Origin of the sequence: Corallococcus sp. BB11-1, assembly GCF_026626625.1 — a bacterium.
Lineage (GTDB): Bacteria > Myxococcota > Myxococcia > Myxococcales > Myxococcaceae > Corallococcus > Corallococcus soli.
Map to the genome: position 1 here is coordinate 112,270 of NZ_JAPNJY010000002.1, position 15,326 is coordinate 127,595.

The window sequence follows — 15,326 nt, forward strand, 5'->3', positions numbered from 1 at the left end:
TCAGGCCTTCTGCCCGTGGAGTGCGTCGTTCTCGGACACGGTGGGGTGGTCCTTCACGGGGGGCGGCGCATCCAGCCCGAAGGCCGTGTGCAGCGCGCGCACCGCGAGCTCCGTGTACTTCGTGTGGATGACACACGACGTCTTGATCTCCGACGTGGAGATGAGCTGGATGTTGATGCCCTCCTGGGAGAGCGTCTGGAACATCCGGGCCGCGACGCCCGAGTGGTTGCGCATGCCCACGCCGACGATGGACACCTTGGCGATGGTGTCGTCCACCTCCACGCCGGTGGCGCCCACCTCCTGGGCCGCGAGCTTCACAACGTCATGCGCCTTGGCGAAGTCCGCCTTGGCCACGGTGAAGGTGACGTCGGTGCGGCCATCACGCGACAGGTTCTGCACGATGAGGTCCACCACGATGTGCTTCGCGTCGAGCGCCCCGAAGAGCTTCGCCGCGGCGCCCGGCTGATCCGGCACGCCCACCACGGTGATCTTCGCCTCGTTCCTGTCGTAGGCGACACCTCGAACCAGCACGTCCTCCATGGATGCGTCCTCCTCGCAGACGAGCGTGCCGGGATCCTCGGTGAAGGAAGACTTCACCCAGAGGGGCACCTTGTACTTCATGGCGAATTCGACCGAGCGGATCTGCAACACCTTGGCGCCCAGGCTCGCCAGCTCCAGCATCTCCTCGTACGTGATGCGGTCCAGCTTGCGAGCGGCCGGACACACGTTGGGGTCGGTGGTGTAGACCCCATCCACGTCCGTGTAGATCTCACACGCGTCCGCGTTGAGCGCCGCGGCCAGCGCGACGCCCGTGGTGTCGGAGCCGCCGCGCCCCAGCGTCGTGACGCTGCCCGTCTCGTCCACGCCCTGGAAGCCGGCGACGACGACGATCTGCTTCTTCGCGAGCGCTGCGCGGATGGGCTGCGCATCGATGCTCTTGATGCGCGCCTTGGAGAAGGTGCTGTCGGTGACGATGCGCACCTGGTGGCCGAGGAAGCTCACGGCCTCCCCGCCCTGCGCCTGGATGGCCAGCGCCACGAGGCCGATGGAGACCTGCTCCCCGGTGGCGACGATGACGTCCTGTTCGCGCTCGTTCGGCCGGTCGGTGATCTGGGCGACGAGTTTGAGCAGGCGGTTCGTCTCACCGGACATGGCGGAGACGACGACGACGACGTCATGGCCGGCCTCCTGGGCGGCGAGGCAGCGTCGGGCCACGTTCTTCATGCGCTCGGTGTCACCCACCGAGGTGCCGCCGTACTTCTGGACGATAAGGGCCAAGGGGCTCACGACCTCCCTGCACGGACGGGCGCAGGCTATATGGGCCCCAGGCCCCGGGTGTAAAGGGCCACTGCCACCCCGCCGGGATTCCGCTAGCGTCCCGGCGAAACCGACTTCAAGCCGCCAATCCGGAGCACCCCGACATGTCCCGCCCCCGCCTCCTCATCGATGGTGACACCCTGAAGCTGGAGGAGATCCTCCAGGTCTCCCGCCACGAAGTCACCGTCGAGCTGGCCCCCGACGCCGCCAAGCGGGTGCAGGCCTCGCGTTCCCTGGTGGACCGGGTGGCCGCGGGGGACACGCCGTCCTACGGCATCAACACGGGCTTCGGCACGCTGGCGGAGGTGCGCATCGACCGGAAGGACCTGCGCGACCTGCAGCGCAACCTCATCCTGTCGCACGCGTGCGGCGTGGGTCAGCCGCTGCCCCTGCCGGAAGCGCGCGTGCTGCTGCTGCTGCGGTGCAACGTGCTGGCGAAGGGCTTCTCCGGCATCCGGATGGAGACGCTGGGCCTGGCCATCGACATGCTGAACCGGGACGTGGTGCCGGTGGTGCCCGAGCGAGGCAGCGTGGGCGCGTCCGGAGACCTGGCCCCGCTGGCGCATCTGGCGCTGGTGTTGATTGGCGAGGGCGAGGCGTTCTTCGAGGGCGTGCGGATGCCGTCGAAGCAGGCGCTGGAGAAGGCGGGCCTGAAGCCGGTGGTGTTGGAGGCGAAGGAAGGCCTGACGCTGATCAACGGCACGCAGGCGATGTGCGCGGTGGGGACGCTCTTGCAGTTGCGGGCGGAGATGCTCGCGGACGTGGCGGACATCGCGGGAGCGATGACGGTGGAGGGCCTGCTGGGAAGCCACAAGCCGTTCCTGCCGGAGATCCACGCGGTGCGTCCGCACGCGGGCCAGAAGGCGGTGGCGGACCACCTGCGCCGGATTCTCAAGGGCAGCGAGCTGGTGGAGACGCACGTCAACTGCAGCAAGGTGCAGGACCCCTACAGCCTCCGGTGCATCCCGCAGGTGCACGGCTCGGCGCGCGAGGGCATCGCCTTCGCACGCAGGATCCTGGAGGTGGAGGTGAACAGCGGGACGGACAACCCGCTGGTGTTCGCGGACACGGAGCACATCATCTCCGGAGGCAACTTCCACGGACAGCCCATCTCCCTGGCGATGGACGTGGTGGCCATGGCGCTCACGCAGCTCTCCAGCATCAGCGAGCGGCGCGTGGAGCAGATGGTGAACCCGTCCCTGTCCGGCCTGCCGGCGTTCCTGGCGAAGAACAGTGGGCTGAACTCAGGGTTCATGATCGCGCAGGTGACGGCGGCGGCGCTGGTGGCGGAGTCGCGCATCCTGAGCCACCCCGCGTCCGTGGATTCGATTCCGTCCTCTGCGGGCCGCGAGGACCACGTGTCCATGGGCATGACGGCGGCGCTCAAGGGGCGCCAGGTGTCGGAGTTCGCGCGGTCGTGTCTGGCGATTGAGGTGCTGGTCGCGGCGCAGGCACTGGACTTCCGTCAGCCGGTGAAGCCCGGCAAGGGCGTGCTGGCGGCGTATGAGCTTGTGCGCAGCAAGGTTCCGCACATGGACCGGGACCGCGAACTGCATCACGACATCACGGCGGTCACGGCGCTGGTGGAGTCTGGGGCGCTGCGTGAGGCAGTGCGGTCGGCAGTTTGAGATTTTCCCTCTCGTGAAGCGGCACGAACCCTACTGACTGCATAGTTCAACGACTGCCTCAATGAGGGCCACTATGGCTCATTTGCAGCAGCGCTAACAATTCAAACACCCACAAACGCAATCCAGGCCGCACAGTCAAGCGTCCCGACATGCGCTTTCACCAACAACAACCAAACACACTCTCAATCCACACAAAACCCAAAATCTCAAACCTCACCCAAAAGAACAACGATTGAAGACATACATAAGTATCGACGGCGATGACATCGGGCGCAAAATCACGGCCTGCTACATTGAAAACGACGAACAAAAACTAAGCAATCTTAGCAACCTACTGTCGGTCGCGGTCCGAAAGATTACGAAGCTGCTACAGGCAGAAGGATTCAGCGTAATTTTCAGCGCAGCTGACGGCGTCGTCGGCTTTTCGGATAAGCCCAGCATTGATTTTCCTGCACTACACAAAAAAATCCAGTCCATCGCCCCCCTGGGAATCACATTTTCCGCTGGCGTCGGCAGGAGCTTAAGAGAGGCGTATTTGGCATTGACCTATGCCAAGTCCTCAGGAAAAAACTCAATAGCAGATCTAAACTGCCCCTAGGGCGAACAGAGAAACACCAATGATTCAAATAATCGGACTAAAGACTGTAGTCGCCAGACTCATGGCGTTCTCGGTCGCGGTCAGCATCGTCCTCTATTATTGTGTGGCCCAGTGGGTCTTCCCTGGATGGCCCATCTACAAAATTGCAACACTCTCCTCCATGGTGGTCACCTGCACGCTCGCGCTGCTCTCATCCAATTTTTTTTGGAGACCACTCTGGAGGATTGTGGTTCGCTTCAATGGATCGGTTTATCCAGACCTAAATGGGACTTGGGAAGGAACAATTATGCCCAATCCGAGCCACGGAGCCAAGGTCTCGGAAATCCCAATCAGAGCGCGAATAAGACAATCAACAACAGACATCCTTATTGATTTTTATGGCGAAACAGTAAAATCAGTAACACTCTCGGCAACACCACGCATCTATCAGGGACAACACTTCCTTTACTATATTTATCGAGCCGAACCACGGGGCACCGTGCGCCCTCCATACGAAGGAACTACGACATTGCGAGTACAAACTGAGGCCAAATCCAACAAACCCCATCTGACACTTAGCGGCCAATACTACACCGTACGCCAGACGGCAGGGGAAATCAGACTGATTCAGATCGGCAAAAATCCCAACCAAGACGTATCCTACTACTAGCAAACATCTTCTCCTGAAGATAGAATGCCTCAATGATTCACCATGTTGACTTGGCACATAGAAGAAGGGTGCCTGACAAGTGCTTTTCCCGCACGACGGCATGCTGAGTAGTATTTTTCGCGCCCAGGAGACAACCGCCGGCCACCAGCGTGCGGGGCTCCTGAGGGCGGAAGGGTGGTCGCGGTAGGGACGGCTCTTCCCCCGTAAAGGATGGAGCCGCCCCCCGCACCATCCGCTTCCGGTTTAGCCGCCGCTCCCGAGGGAAGCCTCCGCTTGCGCCGTTCCCGCTCTCGGCGCTGCTGGCCCCGCCTGGAGACGAAGGCGAAGAGGTGCCCCGAGTAGACGTCTTCACCCCACGTCGTGCGCACCAGCGCCATGAGCCCGTCGATGGACTTGCGGTATCCGTCCGGCCAACGACGTGCCGTGAGGGATTGCCGGGGTGGCGGTAGCGGCGGACGCTGGTGGGCATGTCGAAGCAGGTGGAGAAGCCGGAGTGGGCGCGCATCGCGGAAGCGTTCGAGGCCAGCGGCCAGACGCAGCGGGAGTTCGCGTTGGCGCGGGGCGTGAGGTTGAGCACGTTGCAGTCCTGGGTGTACCGGCGTCGGCGGGCCGCGACAGCGCGAGCCGAGCCGGTGCGCCTGTTGCCCGTGCAGGTGGCGACGGCCCCCGAGACATCCGAATCCGTGCTGGAAGTGGGTAACCGTCCGGCCAACGACGTGCCGTGAGGGATTGCCGGAGTCGCAGGACGCGGCGGACGCTGGCAGGCATGGCGAAGCAGATGGAGAAGCCGGAGTGGGCGCGCGTCGCGGAAGCGTTCGAGGCCAGCGGCCAGACGCAGCGGGAGTTCGCGTTGGCGCGGGGCGTGAGGCTGAGCACGTTGCAGTCCTGGGTGTACCGGAGGCGTCGGGCCGCAACGGCGCGAGTTGAGCCTGTGCGACTGTTGCCCGTGCAGGTGGCGACGGCGCCCATGGCATCCGAGTCCGTGCTGGAGGTGATGGCGGCAAGCGGAGCGCGGGTGCGCTTCGCGGTGGGGACGGACGTGGCGTACGTCGCGCGTCTCGTCGCGGCGCTGGGACGGTGAGGCGGTGTTCGCGCTTCCCGCCTCGGTGCGCGTGGTGCTGGCCGTTGAGCCGGTGGACATGCGCAAGTCCATCGACGGGCTGATGGCGCTGGTGCGCACGGCGTGGGGTGAGGACGTCTACTCGGGCCACCTCTTCGCCTTCGTCTCGCGCCGGGGCGACCGCATCAAGGTGCTGACGTGGAGCCGGGGCGGCTTCGTGCTGCTCTACAAGCGGCTGGAGAAGGGAAGATTCCGGCTACCGCGCGTGGACGCGGACGCGAAGGCGGTGACGCTGGACGCCACGCAGTTGGCGATGCTGCTGGACGGCATCGACGTGGCCGAGGTGAAGCGGCAGCCTGCCTGGGTGCCGCCCGGCCGTACGGGCAGCTGAGACGCACCGGGCGCACCAGGGCCCCGGAGCGAGGCGTTACTCCAGAGTGCCCCGCGTGCTGCCCCAGAACCACTTCTGCCCCTGGCGGGAAGAAGCCGAGGAACTCAAAGCCGAGGTGGGCCGAATCGGCGGGGAGCTGGCCACGCTCCAAGGGCAGATGGCGGCGCTGCAACGCCACGTCTTCGGCAGGAAAGCCGAGCGGATGCCCTCGGTGGCCAGCCAGCTGCGGCAGCAAGCCGCGAGTTCCGAGGATGAAGCGGCGCGGGTGGCCGCGGCCCTGGAGAAGCGGCGCGAGCGCTCGGCGCGCAAGGCCCAGGAGGCCCCGACGCGGGAGATTCGCCACGCGGTGCCCCCCGAGGCACGCCACTGCCCGGCGTGCGGCGGCGGGGACTTGAAGCCCCTGGGAAAGGGCCGCACCTCGGTGGTGTACGAGTACGTGCCGGCCTTCTTCGAGCGCCAGGTGCACGTGCAGCAAGTCCTCGCGTGCGCCTGCGGCCAGGGCGTGGTGACGGCGCCCGCGCCCGCGAGGGTAGTGGACCGGGGCGCGTATGGCCCCGGCTTCCTGGCCCACGTGGTGACGTCCAAGTGCGCCGACGCCATGCCCCTGCACCGGCTGGCCCAGCGCGTGGAGCGGGGCGGCGTCCCGATGAGCCGCAGCACGCTGACGGACCTCTTCCACCAATCCGCGCAGGTGCTCCTGCCGCTCTCCTCGCACCTCTTGCAAGTCATCGCCGCCGCCGAGGTGGTGTGGGCCGACGAGACGCCCGTGCGCGTGCTGGACGTGAAGAAGACGCGCCAAGGCTACCTCTGGACCTTCCTCACCCAGACGCAGCAGGGCGAGTGGCTCATCGGCTACCGCTTCAGCTTGGGGCGCGCCAGCACGACGCCGAAGGACGTGCTGGGCGGCACCCGGGGCGCCCTCGTGGTGGATGCGTACACCGGCTACAACGCGGTGACGTTGCCCGAGGGGCGCGTGCGCATCGGCTGCTGGGCCCATGTGCGCCGCCGCTTCTTCGACGCGCTGCCCACCGCGCCCGAGGCCCACGTGGCGCTGGACTTCATCCTCGCCCTCTACCGCGTGGAGGCGCAGGCCCGTGACGCGGGCCTCGTGCGCACCGAAGCCCACCGCGAGCTGCGCATGCGGCACAGCGCGCCCATCCTCGCCGCGCTGCGCGCCTGGCTGGAGGAGCAGACGCCGCTCCATCCTCCGAAGGGGCCGCTGGGCCAGGCCCTCTCCTACGCCCGAAAACAGTGGGACGCCCTCACCCGTTTCGTCTCCGATGCGCGCCTGCCCCTGGACAACAACCGCAGCGAGGCGGCGCTGCGAAAGGCGGCCCTGGGCAGGAAGAACTTCCTCTTCGTCGGCCACGAGGCCGCGGGGGAGAACCTCGCCGGCCTCTACGCGCTGGTCGCCACCTGCGAGGCCAACGGCGTCAATCCCGAGGACTACCTCGCCGACGTGCTGCTGCGTGTCCAGACGCACCCGAACGCCCGCATCGGCGAGCTGCTGCCGCACGAATGGAAGCGTCTGCGCGCAGCCAACGCATCCCAACGCCTCGCGTCTTAATCCGTCGCACCGCTCGCCAAGCACGCATCCCGTCCGCCCTCAAGCGATCCGGCACGTCGTTGGCCGGACGGTTACGGAAGTGGTGGCAGCAAGCGGAGCGCGGGTGCGATTCGCCGTAACCGTCCGGCCAACGACGTGCGGTGAGGGATTGCCGGGGGCGCGGCACGCGACAGACGCTTCCGGGCATGTGTAACGGGCCGGGGTAATGGATCGCAGCCGGGTCGGCCAAGCTGTTCGTAGCCGGGTCGGCCAAGCGGATCGCCCCTGGGTCGGCCAAGCGGATCGCGCGCCGGAGAAGTGGGTGCGGCGGTCGGCTCAGGGCGGAGGCAATCAGAAGAAACGTGGCCAGTGGGTAGGCTGAGAGCCTACCTGGCCAGTCATCCCATGCATCCTCTCGCCCCACCGAGCACCGCCGGAGCGGTGTGCGGAGGGGCGCGCGCGGATGAGTTACCGGAGAGTCGACATGGACAGGTTGAGAGAGCTGGTGCGCCTGCACCGGATGGGGACGGGTGCGCGCGAAGTGGCCCGGCTTTTGAGGATGGGCCCGAATACGGAGCGGGCGTACCGCGCGGCGCTCACGAGGGCGGGAATGCTGGAGGGGCGCCCGGAGGAGGTGCCCGAGTTGGAGGCGCTCAAGGTGCTGGTGCAGGAGCACCGGCCACCGAGGATGCCCGCGCAGCAGACGTCGTCGCTGGTGGAGTGGCAGCCGCGCGTGGAGTCATGGCTTGCCCAGGGGCTGGGCGCACGCGCCATCCACGACAGGCTGCGGCTGGAGGTGGAGGGTTTCAGTGCCAGCGACTCAGCGGTGAAGCGGATGGTGCGGCAGCTGCGCAAGGCGAGGGGCGTGAGGGCGGAGGACGTCGCCATCCCCGTCGTCACCGCGGCGGGCGAGGTGGCGCAGGTGGACTTCGGCTACGTGGGGAAGCTGCTGTGCCCGAAGCAGAGGGCGCCGAGGAAGGCCTGGGTCTTCGTCCTGGTGCTGGCGCACAGCCGCTACCTGGTGGCGGACGTCGTCTTCGAGCAGTCGCTCCCGACGTGGCTGCGGCTGCACGTGGAGGCCTTCGAGCAACTGGGCGGCGTGGTGGAGACGGTGGTGCCGGACAACTTGAAGGCCGCTGTGCTGCGCGCGGCCTTCACCCCGGACGAGCCGTCCGCGCTCAACCGCAGCTACCGCGAGGTGGCCCGGCACTACGGCTTCAAGGTGGACCCGACGCCGCCGTACGCACCCCAAAAGAAGGGCAAGGTGGAAGCAGGCGTCAAGTACGTCCAGTCCAACTTCTTCAAGGGCCGCGAGGGGCAAGACGCCGACGTCGTGCGCGCGGACTTGAAGCGCTGGCTGGCGGAGGTGGCCAACGTACGCCGGCACGGGACGACAGGACGGCGCCCGATGGATGTCTTCCGCGAGGAGGAGTTGCCCGTCCTGCGGCCCCTGCCCGCGAAGCGTTTCACGCCCGTCCTCTGGAAGGCCACGCGCGTCCACCAGGACAGCCACGTCCTCTTCGAGCGGCGCTTCTACTCAGTGCCCTGGCGCCTCGTCGGCAGCGACGTCTGGCTGCGCGTCACCGACGCCAGCCTGGAGGCCTACGCGGACGACGTGCGCGTGGCCACGCACGCCCGGCGCGGCAGTGGCCTCTACAGCACTCACGAAGCGCACCTGCCCCAGCACCGTGCGGACCTGCGCCACCGCAGCCGCGGCTACTGGGAAGGGCGGGCCGCGAGGCTGGGCGAGGACGTCCTCACCTACGTGCGCGCCGTCTTCGACTCCGATGACGTGCTGTCTCAGCTCAGAGCGGTGCAGGCCATCATCACCCACCCGGAAGGCTTCCCGCCCGAGCGCGCCCAAGCCGCCGCCCGGAGGGCCCACTACTACGGCGCATACACCTACCGGGCCATCAAGAATCTGCTGCGCCAGGGCCTGGACTTGCAGCCGCTTCCTCTGGCGCTCGCGGCCCCGGCGACGCCCTCGCTCCCTCAGCCGCGCTTCGCACGCAGCGTGGCCGAACTGCTGCACCCCTCCGTCGTGCCCCAGGAGTCCGAAATTGAGTCCCACTGACGCGCTCGTCCCCATGCTCAAGAAGCTGCGCCTGTCCGGTGTCCTCCAGTCGCTTCAACTGCGCACCCAGCAGGCGGTGGACGACAACCTCTCCCATTCTGAATTCCTCTACCGGCTCTTGGGCGACGAGGCGGAGCGGCGCGACTCCAAGCAGCTCTCCCAGCGCGTGCGCCGCGCCTCCTTCGAGCACGCGAGGACGCTCGAGGACTTCGACTTCCACTTCAACCCCAGCGTCCCCAAGGCCAAGGTGCTGGAGCTGGGCACGTGCGGCTTCTTGGAGCGCCACGACAACGTCCTCATCGTCGGCCCCACCGGCGTCGGCAAGTCCCACCTGGCCCAGGCCCTTGGCCACCGTGCCTGCCGCGCTGGCTACAGCGCCCTCTACCTGGGGGCCCACGAGCTTCTCCAGCAGATGCGCGCCGCCCGGAGCGACGGCACCTACGAGAAGCGCCTTTTGCGCTTCACCTCGCCCGAGCTGCTCATCATCGATGACCTCGGCTTGCGGGGCCTCACCCAGGATGAACCCGCGGACCTCTACGAAGTGGTCCGCCAACGCTACGAGCGCAAGAGCACCGTCATCACCTCCAACCGCGCCATCGAGGAGTGGCCGCCCCTCTTCGGCGACCCGCTGATGGCCAGCGCCGCCATGGACCGGCTCCTCCACCACTCCCACGTCCTCGTCATCGAAGGCGACAGCTACCGCAACCCGCCTCCGACCCGGCGCCGGAAGTCCTCCTCCGCGGAGGCCCGGTAGTCGCTGGAAACGATCCGCTTGGCCGACCCCACCTCGCCATCGCCGCGAATTCGAACAGCGGCTGCCTGACGAACTCGTCACCCCGATCCGCTTGGCCGACCCTCCTGCGGTCCATGACCCCGGCCGTTGACACTCCACGCCGAGAGCGGGCGAAGACATTCAGCGGCTGCGCCCCTCGCGTCCTTGAAGAACTGCCCCATACACTGCAGCGACCGAGAACGGCCACCTCTCTAAATTCGCCACTCAGCTTCGCCACTGGCTGAGCCATCCAGCCTCAACTGTTCCTGCGTCAACCAAGGTCTGATTCGTCGGGCCCTGCTCCCAAAAGTGCGTCCTCCACATTGCTAGGGGCCGACTTCAATGACGAATTGAAGTTGGAGTATTCAAATATGGGAGCAGAACGAAGTCGCTCCTTTGTTTCCTGAGCCGAGACGTCAACCTCATTGAACCGCCCATCAAGCTTCCGAAGATGAGCGTAACAACCAATATCAACAACAAACGCCTGATACGTACCCGGCTGAGATTTATGAGTAAGAGCCGATGCTGCACTATGGATGATTCGATAATCAAGAAGACGATATATCAAGAGCCTATAGCCATCATTCTGCTGCAACTCTTTCTCGCGAACAAGAAAGGCATTTGTCTCGCGCGAAAGACAGAACTCCCTTAAAACAAATATTCCCCGCATAAGGACATCTTGCTCCCCCCCTTCCGAATCTTGCTTGAGTTCTCCAATGCGCTTTTCAAAGTTGGACTTACTGATGACCCGAACGTCATCTTTTCCAATCTTTTCACCGCCTTGGCTTTTTACTGTCGCAAGGACCTCAAGGAAAAGCGAAAGCGTGTCGCGGGGAACCCCTCCCCCTGCCATTACTAGTCGGTCGAAACCTGCTCCCTTAAAGAGGCTGTCGAACTCTGCTTTCGTGATCCCTGCGGACTTCGCAAACTCATAGAAGATATCTCTGTTCTGATTTCTAGTCCTTGCGAAATCACTAAACGTGTAATCAATATTGATCGGTTGATAGTCGTGACGTTCCTGTGCGCCTATGGGCTGGCCATCGAGATCCACATACAAAGACGACGCATGGCGCAAGGTTGCTATTTTAAAATAGAGTGGCACGTCCTTGCAGAGCCGATGGATATAATCAACAACAAATGGCTGATCGGACTTCTTGAGGTGATATAGATCGTCGATCTGAAGAAAAACAGCTGTAACTGACGTTGACGCCTCGAAGAATTCGCGAACTTGTTCTTTGAGCCGAGGGAGCCACGAATCTAGTTCGCGCAGCTTTTCACTGCGACGTCGGAATGTTCTTTCCGTTTCATTCCTAGCTGTTGCAGTCAATGCAGAGCCCGTTTTCACCTCCAAAACTGAAAGGCTTGCTCCAAGAGAATTCTCTACTGCTGCGCTTTCCTCCGCCGCAGAAAGCTGGCGAACCTTTTCCTCGTGGACGTCCGCCGAGGAACGGAGCTTGGCAAGATCGTCGCGAATCTTCCTAACCAGTTCTTTAGATTTCTTTTTCTTACCGAACCAACCGGATAGATGTTTTTCGATTTCGCGAAAGAGCGCATCAAGGATTTCAATCAAGACATTCGGAAAAGAATGCCTCTTGAAATCTTCACAATTAAGATAGACTGTCCGAACCGGTGTCTTCGCAAGAGCGTGACTTGAGTGATGCAGGAGAAGAGTTTTCCCGCAGCCTCGACGAGCAAAGACAGTATGATTCTGTCTGGCACATATGTCGCCAACAACATTCGAAGCATCAATGTACTCAACAGTATCGCTTGTGTCGCGCTGGATTCGCAGTCCTTCTGTTATTTTCTGTCGAAGCAATATGAGGCTTTTGGAGCTTAAACTCATGGCACTCTCTCGGTAGGAGTGGTTGTTTGTTGACTGAAGCCTACTGTAGCTGCTTGATGACTGACATGGGTCATATTTAACCTATGGCCTCTAGCAAATGTCAGGGTAGAGGCGTCGCAGGGGCATGACGCAGCAACTGAGGACGAGGAAGCCGAAGTGGACGTCGTCTCTGTGATCGTCGCGGGCGCGAAGCCGGCGCTGCTGGTTCTTCCAGGCCAGCGTGCGCTCCTTCACCCAGCGGTCGCGGCCCAGCCGTTCCTTGGACTCTGCGCCTGGGCGGGCGATGCGTGGGGCGAGGACGTCTACTCGGGGCACCTCTTCGCCTTCGTCTCGCGCCGGGGAGACCGCATCAAGGTGCTGACGTGGAGCCGGGGCGGCTTCGTGCTTCTCTACAAGCGGTTGGAGACGGGAAGATTCCGGCTACCGCGCGTGGAGGCGGAAGCGAAGGCGGTGCAGTTGGACTCGACGCAGTTGGCGATGCTGCTGGACGGCATCGACGTGGCCCAGGTGAAGCGCCAGCCCGCCTGGACGCCGCCCGGCCGCACGGGCAGCTGAGGCGGGCCGGGCGCACCAGGGCCCCGGAGTGGGGCGTTACTTAAGAGTGCCCCGCGTGCTGCCCCAGAACCACTTCTGCCCCTGGCGGGAAGAAGCCGAGGAACTCAAAGCCGAGGTGGGCCGAATCGGCGGAGAGCTGGCCACCCTCCAAGGGCAGATGGCGGCGCTGCAACGCCACGTCTTCGGCAGGAAAGCCGAGCGAATGCCCTCGGTGGCCAGCCAGCTGCGGCAGCAAGCCGCGAGCTCCGAGGAGGAAGCGGCGCGGGCGGCCGCGGCCCTGGAGAAGCGGCGCGAGCGCTCGGCGCGCAAGGCCCAGGAGGCCCCGACGCGGGAGATTCGCCACGCGGTGCCCCCCCGAGGCACGCCATTGCCCCGTGTGCGGCGGCGGGGACTTGAAGCCCCTGGGAAAGGGCCGCACCTCGGTGGTGTACGAGTACGTGCCGGCCTTCTTCGAGCGCCAGGTGCACGTGCAGCAAGTCCTCGCGTGCGCCTGCGGCCAGGGCGTGGTGACGACGCCCGCGCCCGCGAGGGTGGTGGACCGGGGCGCGTATGGCCCCGGCTTCCTGGCCCACGTGGTGACGTCCAAGTGCGCGGACGCCATGCCCCTGCACCGGCTGGCCCAGCGCGTGGAGCGGGGCGGAGTCCCGATGAGCCGCAGCACGCTGACGGACCTCTTCCATCAGTCCGCGCAGGTGCTCCTGCCGCTCTCCTCGCACCTCTTGCAAGTCATTGCCGCCGCCGAGGTGGTGTGGGCCGACGAGACGCCCGTGCGCGTGCTGGACGTGAAGAAGACGCGCCAAGGCTACCTCTGGACCTTCCTCACCCAGACGCCCAAGGGCGAGTGGCTCATCGGCTACCGCTTCAGCCTGGGGCGCGCCAGCACGACGCCGAAGGACGTGCTGGGCGGCACCCGGGGCGCCCTCGTGGTGGATGCGTACACGGGCTACAATGCGGTGACGCTGCCCGCAGGCCGCGTGCGCGTCGGCTGCTGAGCCCACGTGCGCCGCCGCTTCTTCGACGCGCTGCCCACCGCGCCCGAGGCCCGCGAGGCCTTGGACTTCATCCTCGCCCTCTACCGCGTGGAAGCGCGGGCCCGCGACGCCGGCCTCGTGAGCACCGACGCCCACCGTGAACTGCGCCAGCAGAAGAGTCTTCCTGTCCTCGCCGCGCTGCGCACCTGGCTGGAGGAGCAGACACCGCTCCATCCTCCGAAGGGGCCGCTGGGCCAGGCGCCCTCCTACGCCCGAAAACAGTGGGACGCCCTCACCCATTTGGTCTCCGATGCGTGCCTGCCCCTGGACAACAACCGCAGCGAGGCGGCGTGCGAAAGGCGGCCCTGGGCAGGAAGAACTTCCTCTTCGTCGGCCACGAGGCCGCGGGGGAGAACCTCGCCGGCCTCTACGCGCTGGGCGCCACCTGCGAGGCCAACGACGTCAATCCCGAGGGCACCTCGCCGACGTGCTGCTGCGCGTCCAGACGCACCCGAACGCCCGCATCGGGGAGTTGCTGCCGCACGAGTGGAAGCGTCTGCGGGCAGCCGACGCGCCCTGCGGCCTTGCGTCCTAATCGGTCGCGCCGCTCGTCACCGCGCACATCTCGTCCGCCTTCAAGCGATCCGGCACGTCGTTGGCCGGACGGTTACCTTGCTACCCGCCTTCGCTTTATTCGTCGGACTTGGGCCCGTGAGAGCCCCCTTTCTTGACGCCCGCACGCTGTTGAATGCCTAAATGCGCACCGCCGATCCGGCCGAATTAGTCGCGGAGATGGATTTGACAGATGAATAGCGGGCGCTCGGCTCAGCGATCTCCCGCCTGAACCCAGACATGATGCTCCACCTTGGACCAGTTCTTCTTGGCCGCTGGCGACAGCGTTGCGTACCCCGGGCGCGACGTTTCCTCCTCGTAGCGCTGATACGCCTCCTGCGCTGTCGCCCCGTACGCCATGACGTACGCGTACATGAACAGCTCCGTCGAATAGCCATACTGAGCCGCGTTGCCCGGCTGTTCGTACACGGTCGCGATCAGCACTCCACCGTTCTTCGGGATGTGAGGCTCCACTCCGGCCAGGATCTTGTCTAGGGCCTCCTGGGTCCGCTTGTGGTTCACGGCGCTGATCAACGCGCTCATCAACCACTCCACCACCGCCCCGCTCCACTCGTAGGACCTGGGCGCCGTCACGACACGGACGTCGCCTCCCGTCCGGTGGATCGTCACCGCCGACACCTGGAGCGGACGCTGCGGCACCTGGGGCTTCACGGCCTTCGGGGTCACCAGCGGCTTCGTGACGGCCGCGTTGCGCTGACGGGTCAGCGGCAGCTCCGGTTGCAACCGCGTGTTCGCGGGCTTCTGGCCCCCCGCCAACCGCGTGCCGCCAAGAATCGCCTGCCCCGGCTTCTTGTTCTCCGCGTACAGCTTCCCCGGTGTGAACCACACGTGCTGCAGCTTCAACTCCTGCACCGCGTCCGCGTAACGGATCTCCGGCGCCTGCATCGCGTGGCCCTGCCGCACGTTCTCCTCGAACACCTGCCCCATCAGCTTCTCGAACGTGCCGCTGCCCCGGTTGGGACTCTGGTGCACCAGCGCCAGCCGCACGTAGCCGTACCCGTACAGCTTGCCGCGCTCCTTCGAGTACACGTGGTCCACGTCGTACCCCGTCGGCGCCGCTCCGAACGCGCTCACCCACGCCTTGCGATAGTCCGGATACGACGGGTTCACCCACAGCTGGAGGTCCCCTTGGTAGCTGCGCACCACCAGCACGTCCTGGGACTGGTAGCGCCCCAGCGCCTCGCAGCTCCCGATGAACTGCTCCAGCGACTGCCGGCTCTTCGCGGCGACAGGAATCCGGGGATCGATCTGCGGCGGGCTCACGGGGAGCAGGGAGCCAACCACGCCCC

The 15,326-nt window shown here is 65.2% G+C and carries 14 protein-coding genes and 1 pseudogene; 11 read left to right on the top strand and 4 right to left on the bottom strand.

Annotated elements, in window-relative coordinates; all coding sequences use genetic code 11:
• Nucleotides 1-1,278 carry an aspartate kinase gene (locus OV207_RS04330; RefSeq protein WP_267552872.1) on the bottom strand — a complete coding sequence of 426 codons (1,278 nt, stop codon included), beginning with the start codon at nt 1,276-1,278 and terminating at the stop codon, nt 1-3.
• A 143-nt stretch (nt 1,279-1,421) separates the two neighbouring features.
• Between OV207_RS04330 and hutH the strand changes: the two genes are divergently transcribed.
• The 3 genes from hutH (at nt 1,422) to OV207_RS04345 (ending at nt 4,192) form a co-directional block, all read left to right on the top strand.
• Nucleotides 1,422-2,945, top strand: coding sequence for a histidine ammonia-lyase (gene hutH / locus OV207_RS04335; RefSeq protein WP_267552874.1), 1,524 nt, complete (start codon nt 1,422-1,424; stop codon nt 2,943-2,945).
• A gap of 232 nt (nt 2,946-3,177) precedes the next feature.
• Nucleotides 3,178-3,543, top strand: coding sequence for a mCpol domain-containing protein (locus OV207_RS04340; RefSeq protein ID WP_267552876.1), 366 nt, complete (start codon nt 3,178-3,180; stop codon nt 3,541-3,543).
• A 61-nt stretch (nt 3,544-3,604) separates the two neighbouring features.
• The gene (locus OV207_RS04345; protein ID WP_267552878.1) at nt 3,605-4,192 is read left to right on the top strand and encodes a hypothetical protein; all 588 of its coding nucleotides are present in this window, start codon (nt 3,605-3,607) and stop codon (nt 4,190-4,192) included.
• A gap of 29 nt (nt 4,193-4,221) precedes the next feature.
• Here the strand turns inward: OV207_RS04345 and tnpB (OV207_RS37735) are convergent, their stop codons facing one another.
• Entirely contained in the window at nt 4,222-4,776 is a 555-nt protein-coding gene (tnpB, locus tag OV207_RS37735) for an IS66 family insertion sequence element accessory protein TnpB (protein WP_420715181.1), read from the bottom strand.
• Between tnpB (OV207_RS37735) and tnpA (OV207_RS04350) the strand changes: the two genes are divergently transcribed.
• From tnpA (OV207_RS04350) to istB, 6 genes are all read left to right on the top strand, one after another.
• Entirely contained in the window at nt 4,660-4,917 is a 258-nt protein-coding gene (gene tnpA, locus OV207_RS04350; RefSeq protein WP_267552880.1) for an IS66 family insertion sequence element accessory protein TnpA, read from the top strand. The genes tnpB (OV207_RS37735) and tnpA (OV207_RS04350) overlap by 117 nt on opposite strands.
• A 41-nt stretch (nt 4,918-4,958) precedes the next feature.
• The gene (gene tnpA / locus OV207_RS04355; RefSeq protein WP_267552882.1) at nt 4,959-5,273 is read left to right on the top strand and encodes an IS66 family insertion sequence element accessory protein TnpA; all 315 of its coding nucleotides are present in this window, start codon (nt 4,959-4,961) and stop codon (nt 5,271-5,273) included.
• Nucleotides 5,274-5,277: 4 nt separating this feature from the next.
• Complete coding sequence (gene tnpB / locus OV207_RS04360) at nt 5,278-5,643, top strand: IS66 family insertion sequence element accessory protein TnpB (RefSeq protein ID WP_267552884.1); 366 nt, start codon at nt 5,278-5,280, stop codon at nt 5,641-5,643.
• Between the two features lie 58 nt (nt 5,644-5,701).
• Nucleotides 5,702-7,210, top strand: coding sequence for an IS66 family transposase (gene tnpC, locus OV207_RS04365; protein ID WP_420715182.1), 1,509 nt, complete (start codon nt 5,702-5,704; stop codon nt 7,208-7,210).
• Between the two features lie 463 nt (nt 7,211-7,673).
• The gene (gene istA / locus OV207_RS04370) at nt 7,674-9,263 is read left to right on the top strand and encodes an IS21 family transposase (RefSeq protein ID WP_267552888.1); all 1,590 of its coding nucleotides are present in this window, start codon (nt 7,674-7,676) and stop codon (nt 9,261-9,263) included.
• A complete protein-coding gene (gene istB / locus OV207_RS04375) occupies nt 9,250-10,017 on the top strand; it encodes an IS21-like element helper ATPase IstB (protein WP_267552889.1) in 768 nt (255 codons plus the stop codon). Before istA ends, istB begins: the two co-directional genes overlap by 14 nt.
• Before the next feature lie 289 nt (nt 10,018-10,306).
• On the opposite strand, the gene OV207_RS04380 is transcribed toward istB, so the two are convergent.
• A complete protein-coding gene (locus OV207_RS04380) occupies nt 10,307-11,878 on the bottom strand; it encodes a hypothetical protein (protein ID WP_267552891.1) in 1,572 nt (523 codons plus the stop codon).
• Nucleotides 11,879-12,034: 156 nt separating this feature from the next.
• Between OV207_RS04380 and tnpB (OV207_RS37740) the strand changes: the two genes are divergently transcribed.
• Nucleotides 12,035-12,433 carry an IS66 family insertion sequence element accessory protein TnpB gene (gene tnpB / locus OV207_RS37740; RefSeq protein WP_420715173.1) on the top strand — a complete coding sequence of 133 codons (399 nt, stop codon included), beginning with the start codon at nt 12,035-12,037 and terminating at the stop codon, nt 12,431-12,433.
• 58 nt (nt 12,434-12,491) lie between these two features.
• Nucleotides 12,492-13,999 (top strand): annotated as a pseudogene (gene tnpC / locus OV207_RS04395) (IS66 family transposase).
• A gap of 230 nt (nt 14,000-14,229) precedes the next feature.
• Here the strand turns inward: tnpC (OV207_RS04395) and OV207_RS04400 are convergent.
• Nucleotides 14,230-15,321 (bottom strand): hypothetical protein, encoded by a 1,092-nt coding sequence (locus OV207_RS04400; protein WP_267552893.1) that lies wholly within the window; start codon nt 15,319-15,321, stop codon nt 14,230-14,232.
• Nucleotides 15,322-15,326: the final 5 nt, after the last annotated feature.

Coding starts and splice junctions, on each gene's coding strand:
- hutH (WP_267552874.1), top strand. CDS start 1,422: ATGTCCCGCCCCCGCCTCCTCATCGATGGTGACACCCTGAAGCTGGAG.
- OV207_RS04345 (WP_267552878.1), top strand. CDS start 3,605: ATGGCGTTCTCGGTCGCGGTCAGCATCGTCCTCTATTATTGTGTGGCC.
- tnpA (WP_267552880.1), top strand. CDS start 4,660: ATGTCGAAGCAGGTGGAGAAGCCGGAGTGGGCGCGCATCGCGGAAGCG.
- tnpA (WP_267552882.1), top strand. CDS start 4,959: ATGGCGAAGCAGATGGAGAAGCCGGAGTGGGCGCGCGTCGCGGAAGCG.
- istA (WP_267552888.1), top strand. CDS start 7,674: ATGGACAGGTTGAGAGAGCTGGTGCGCCTGCACCGGATGGGGACGGGT.
- OV207_RS04380 (WP_267552891.1), bottom strand. CDS start 11,878: ATGAGTTTAAGCTCCAAAAGCCTCATATTGCTTCGACAGAAAATAACA.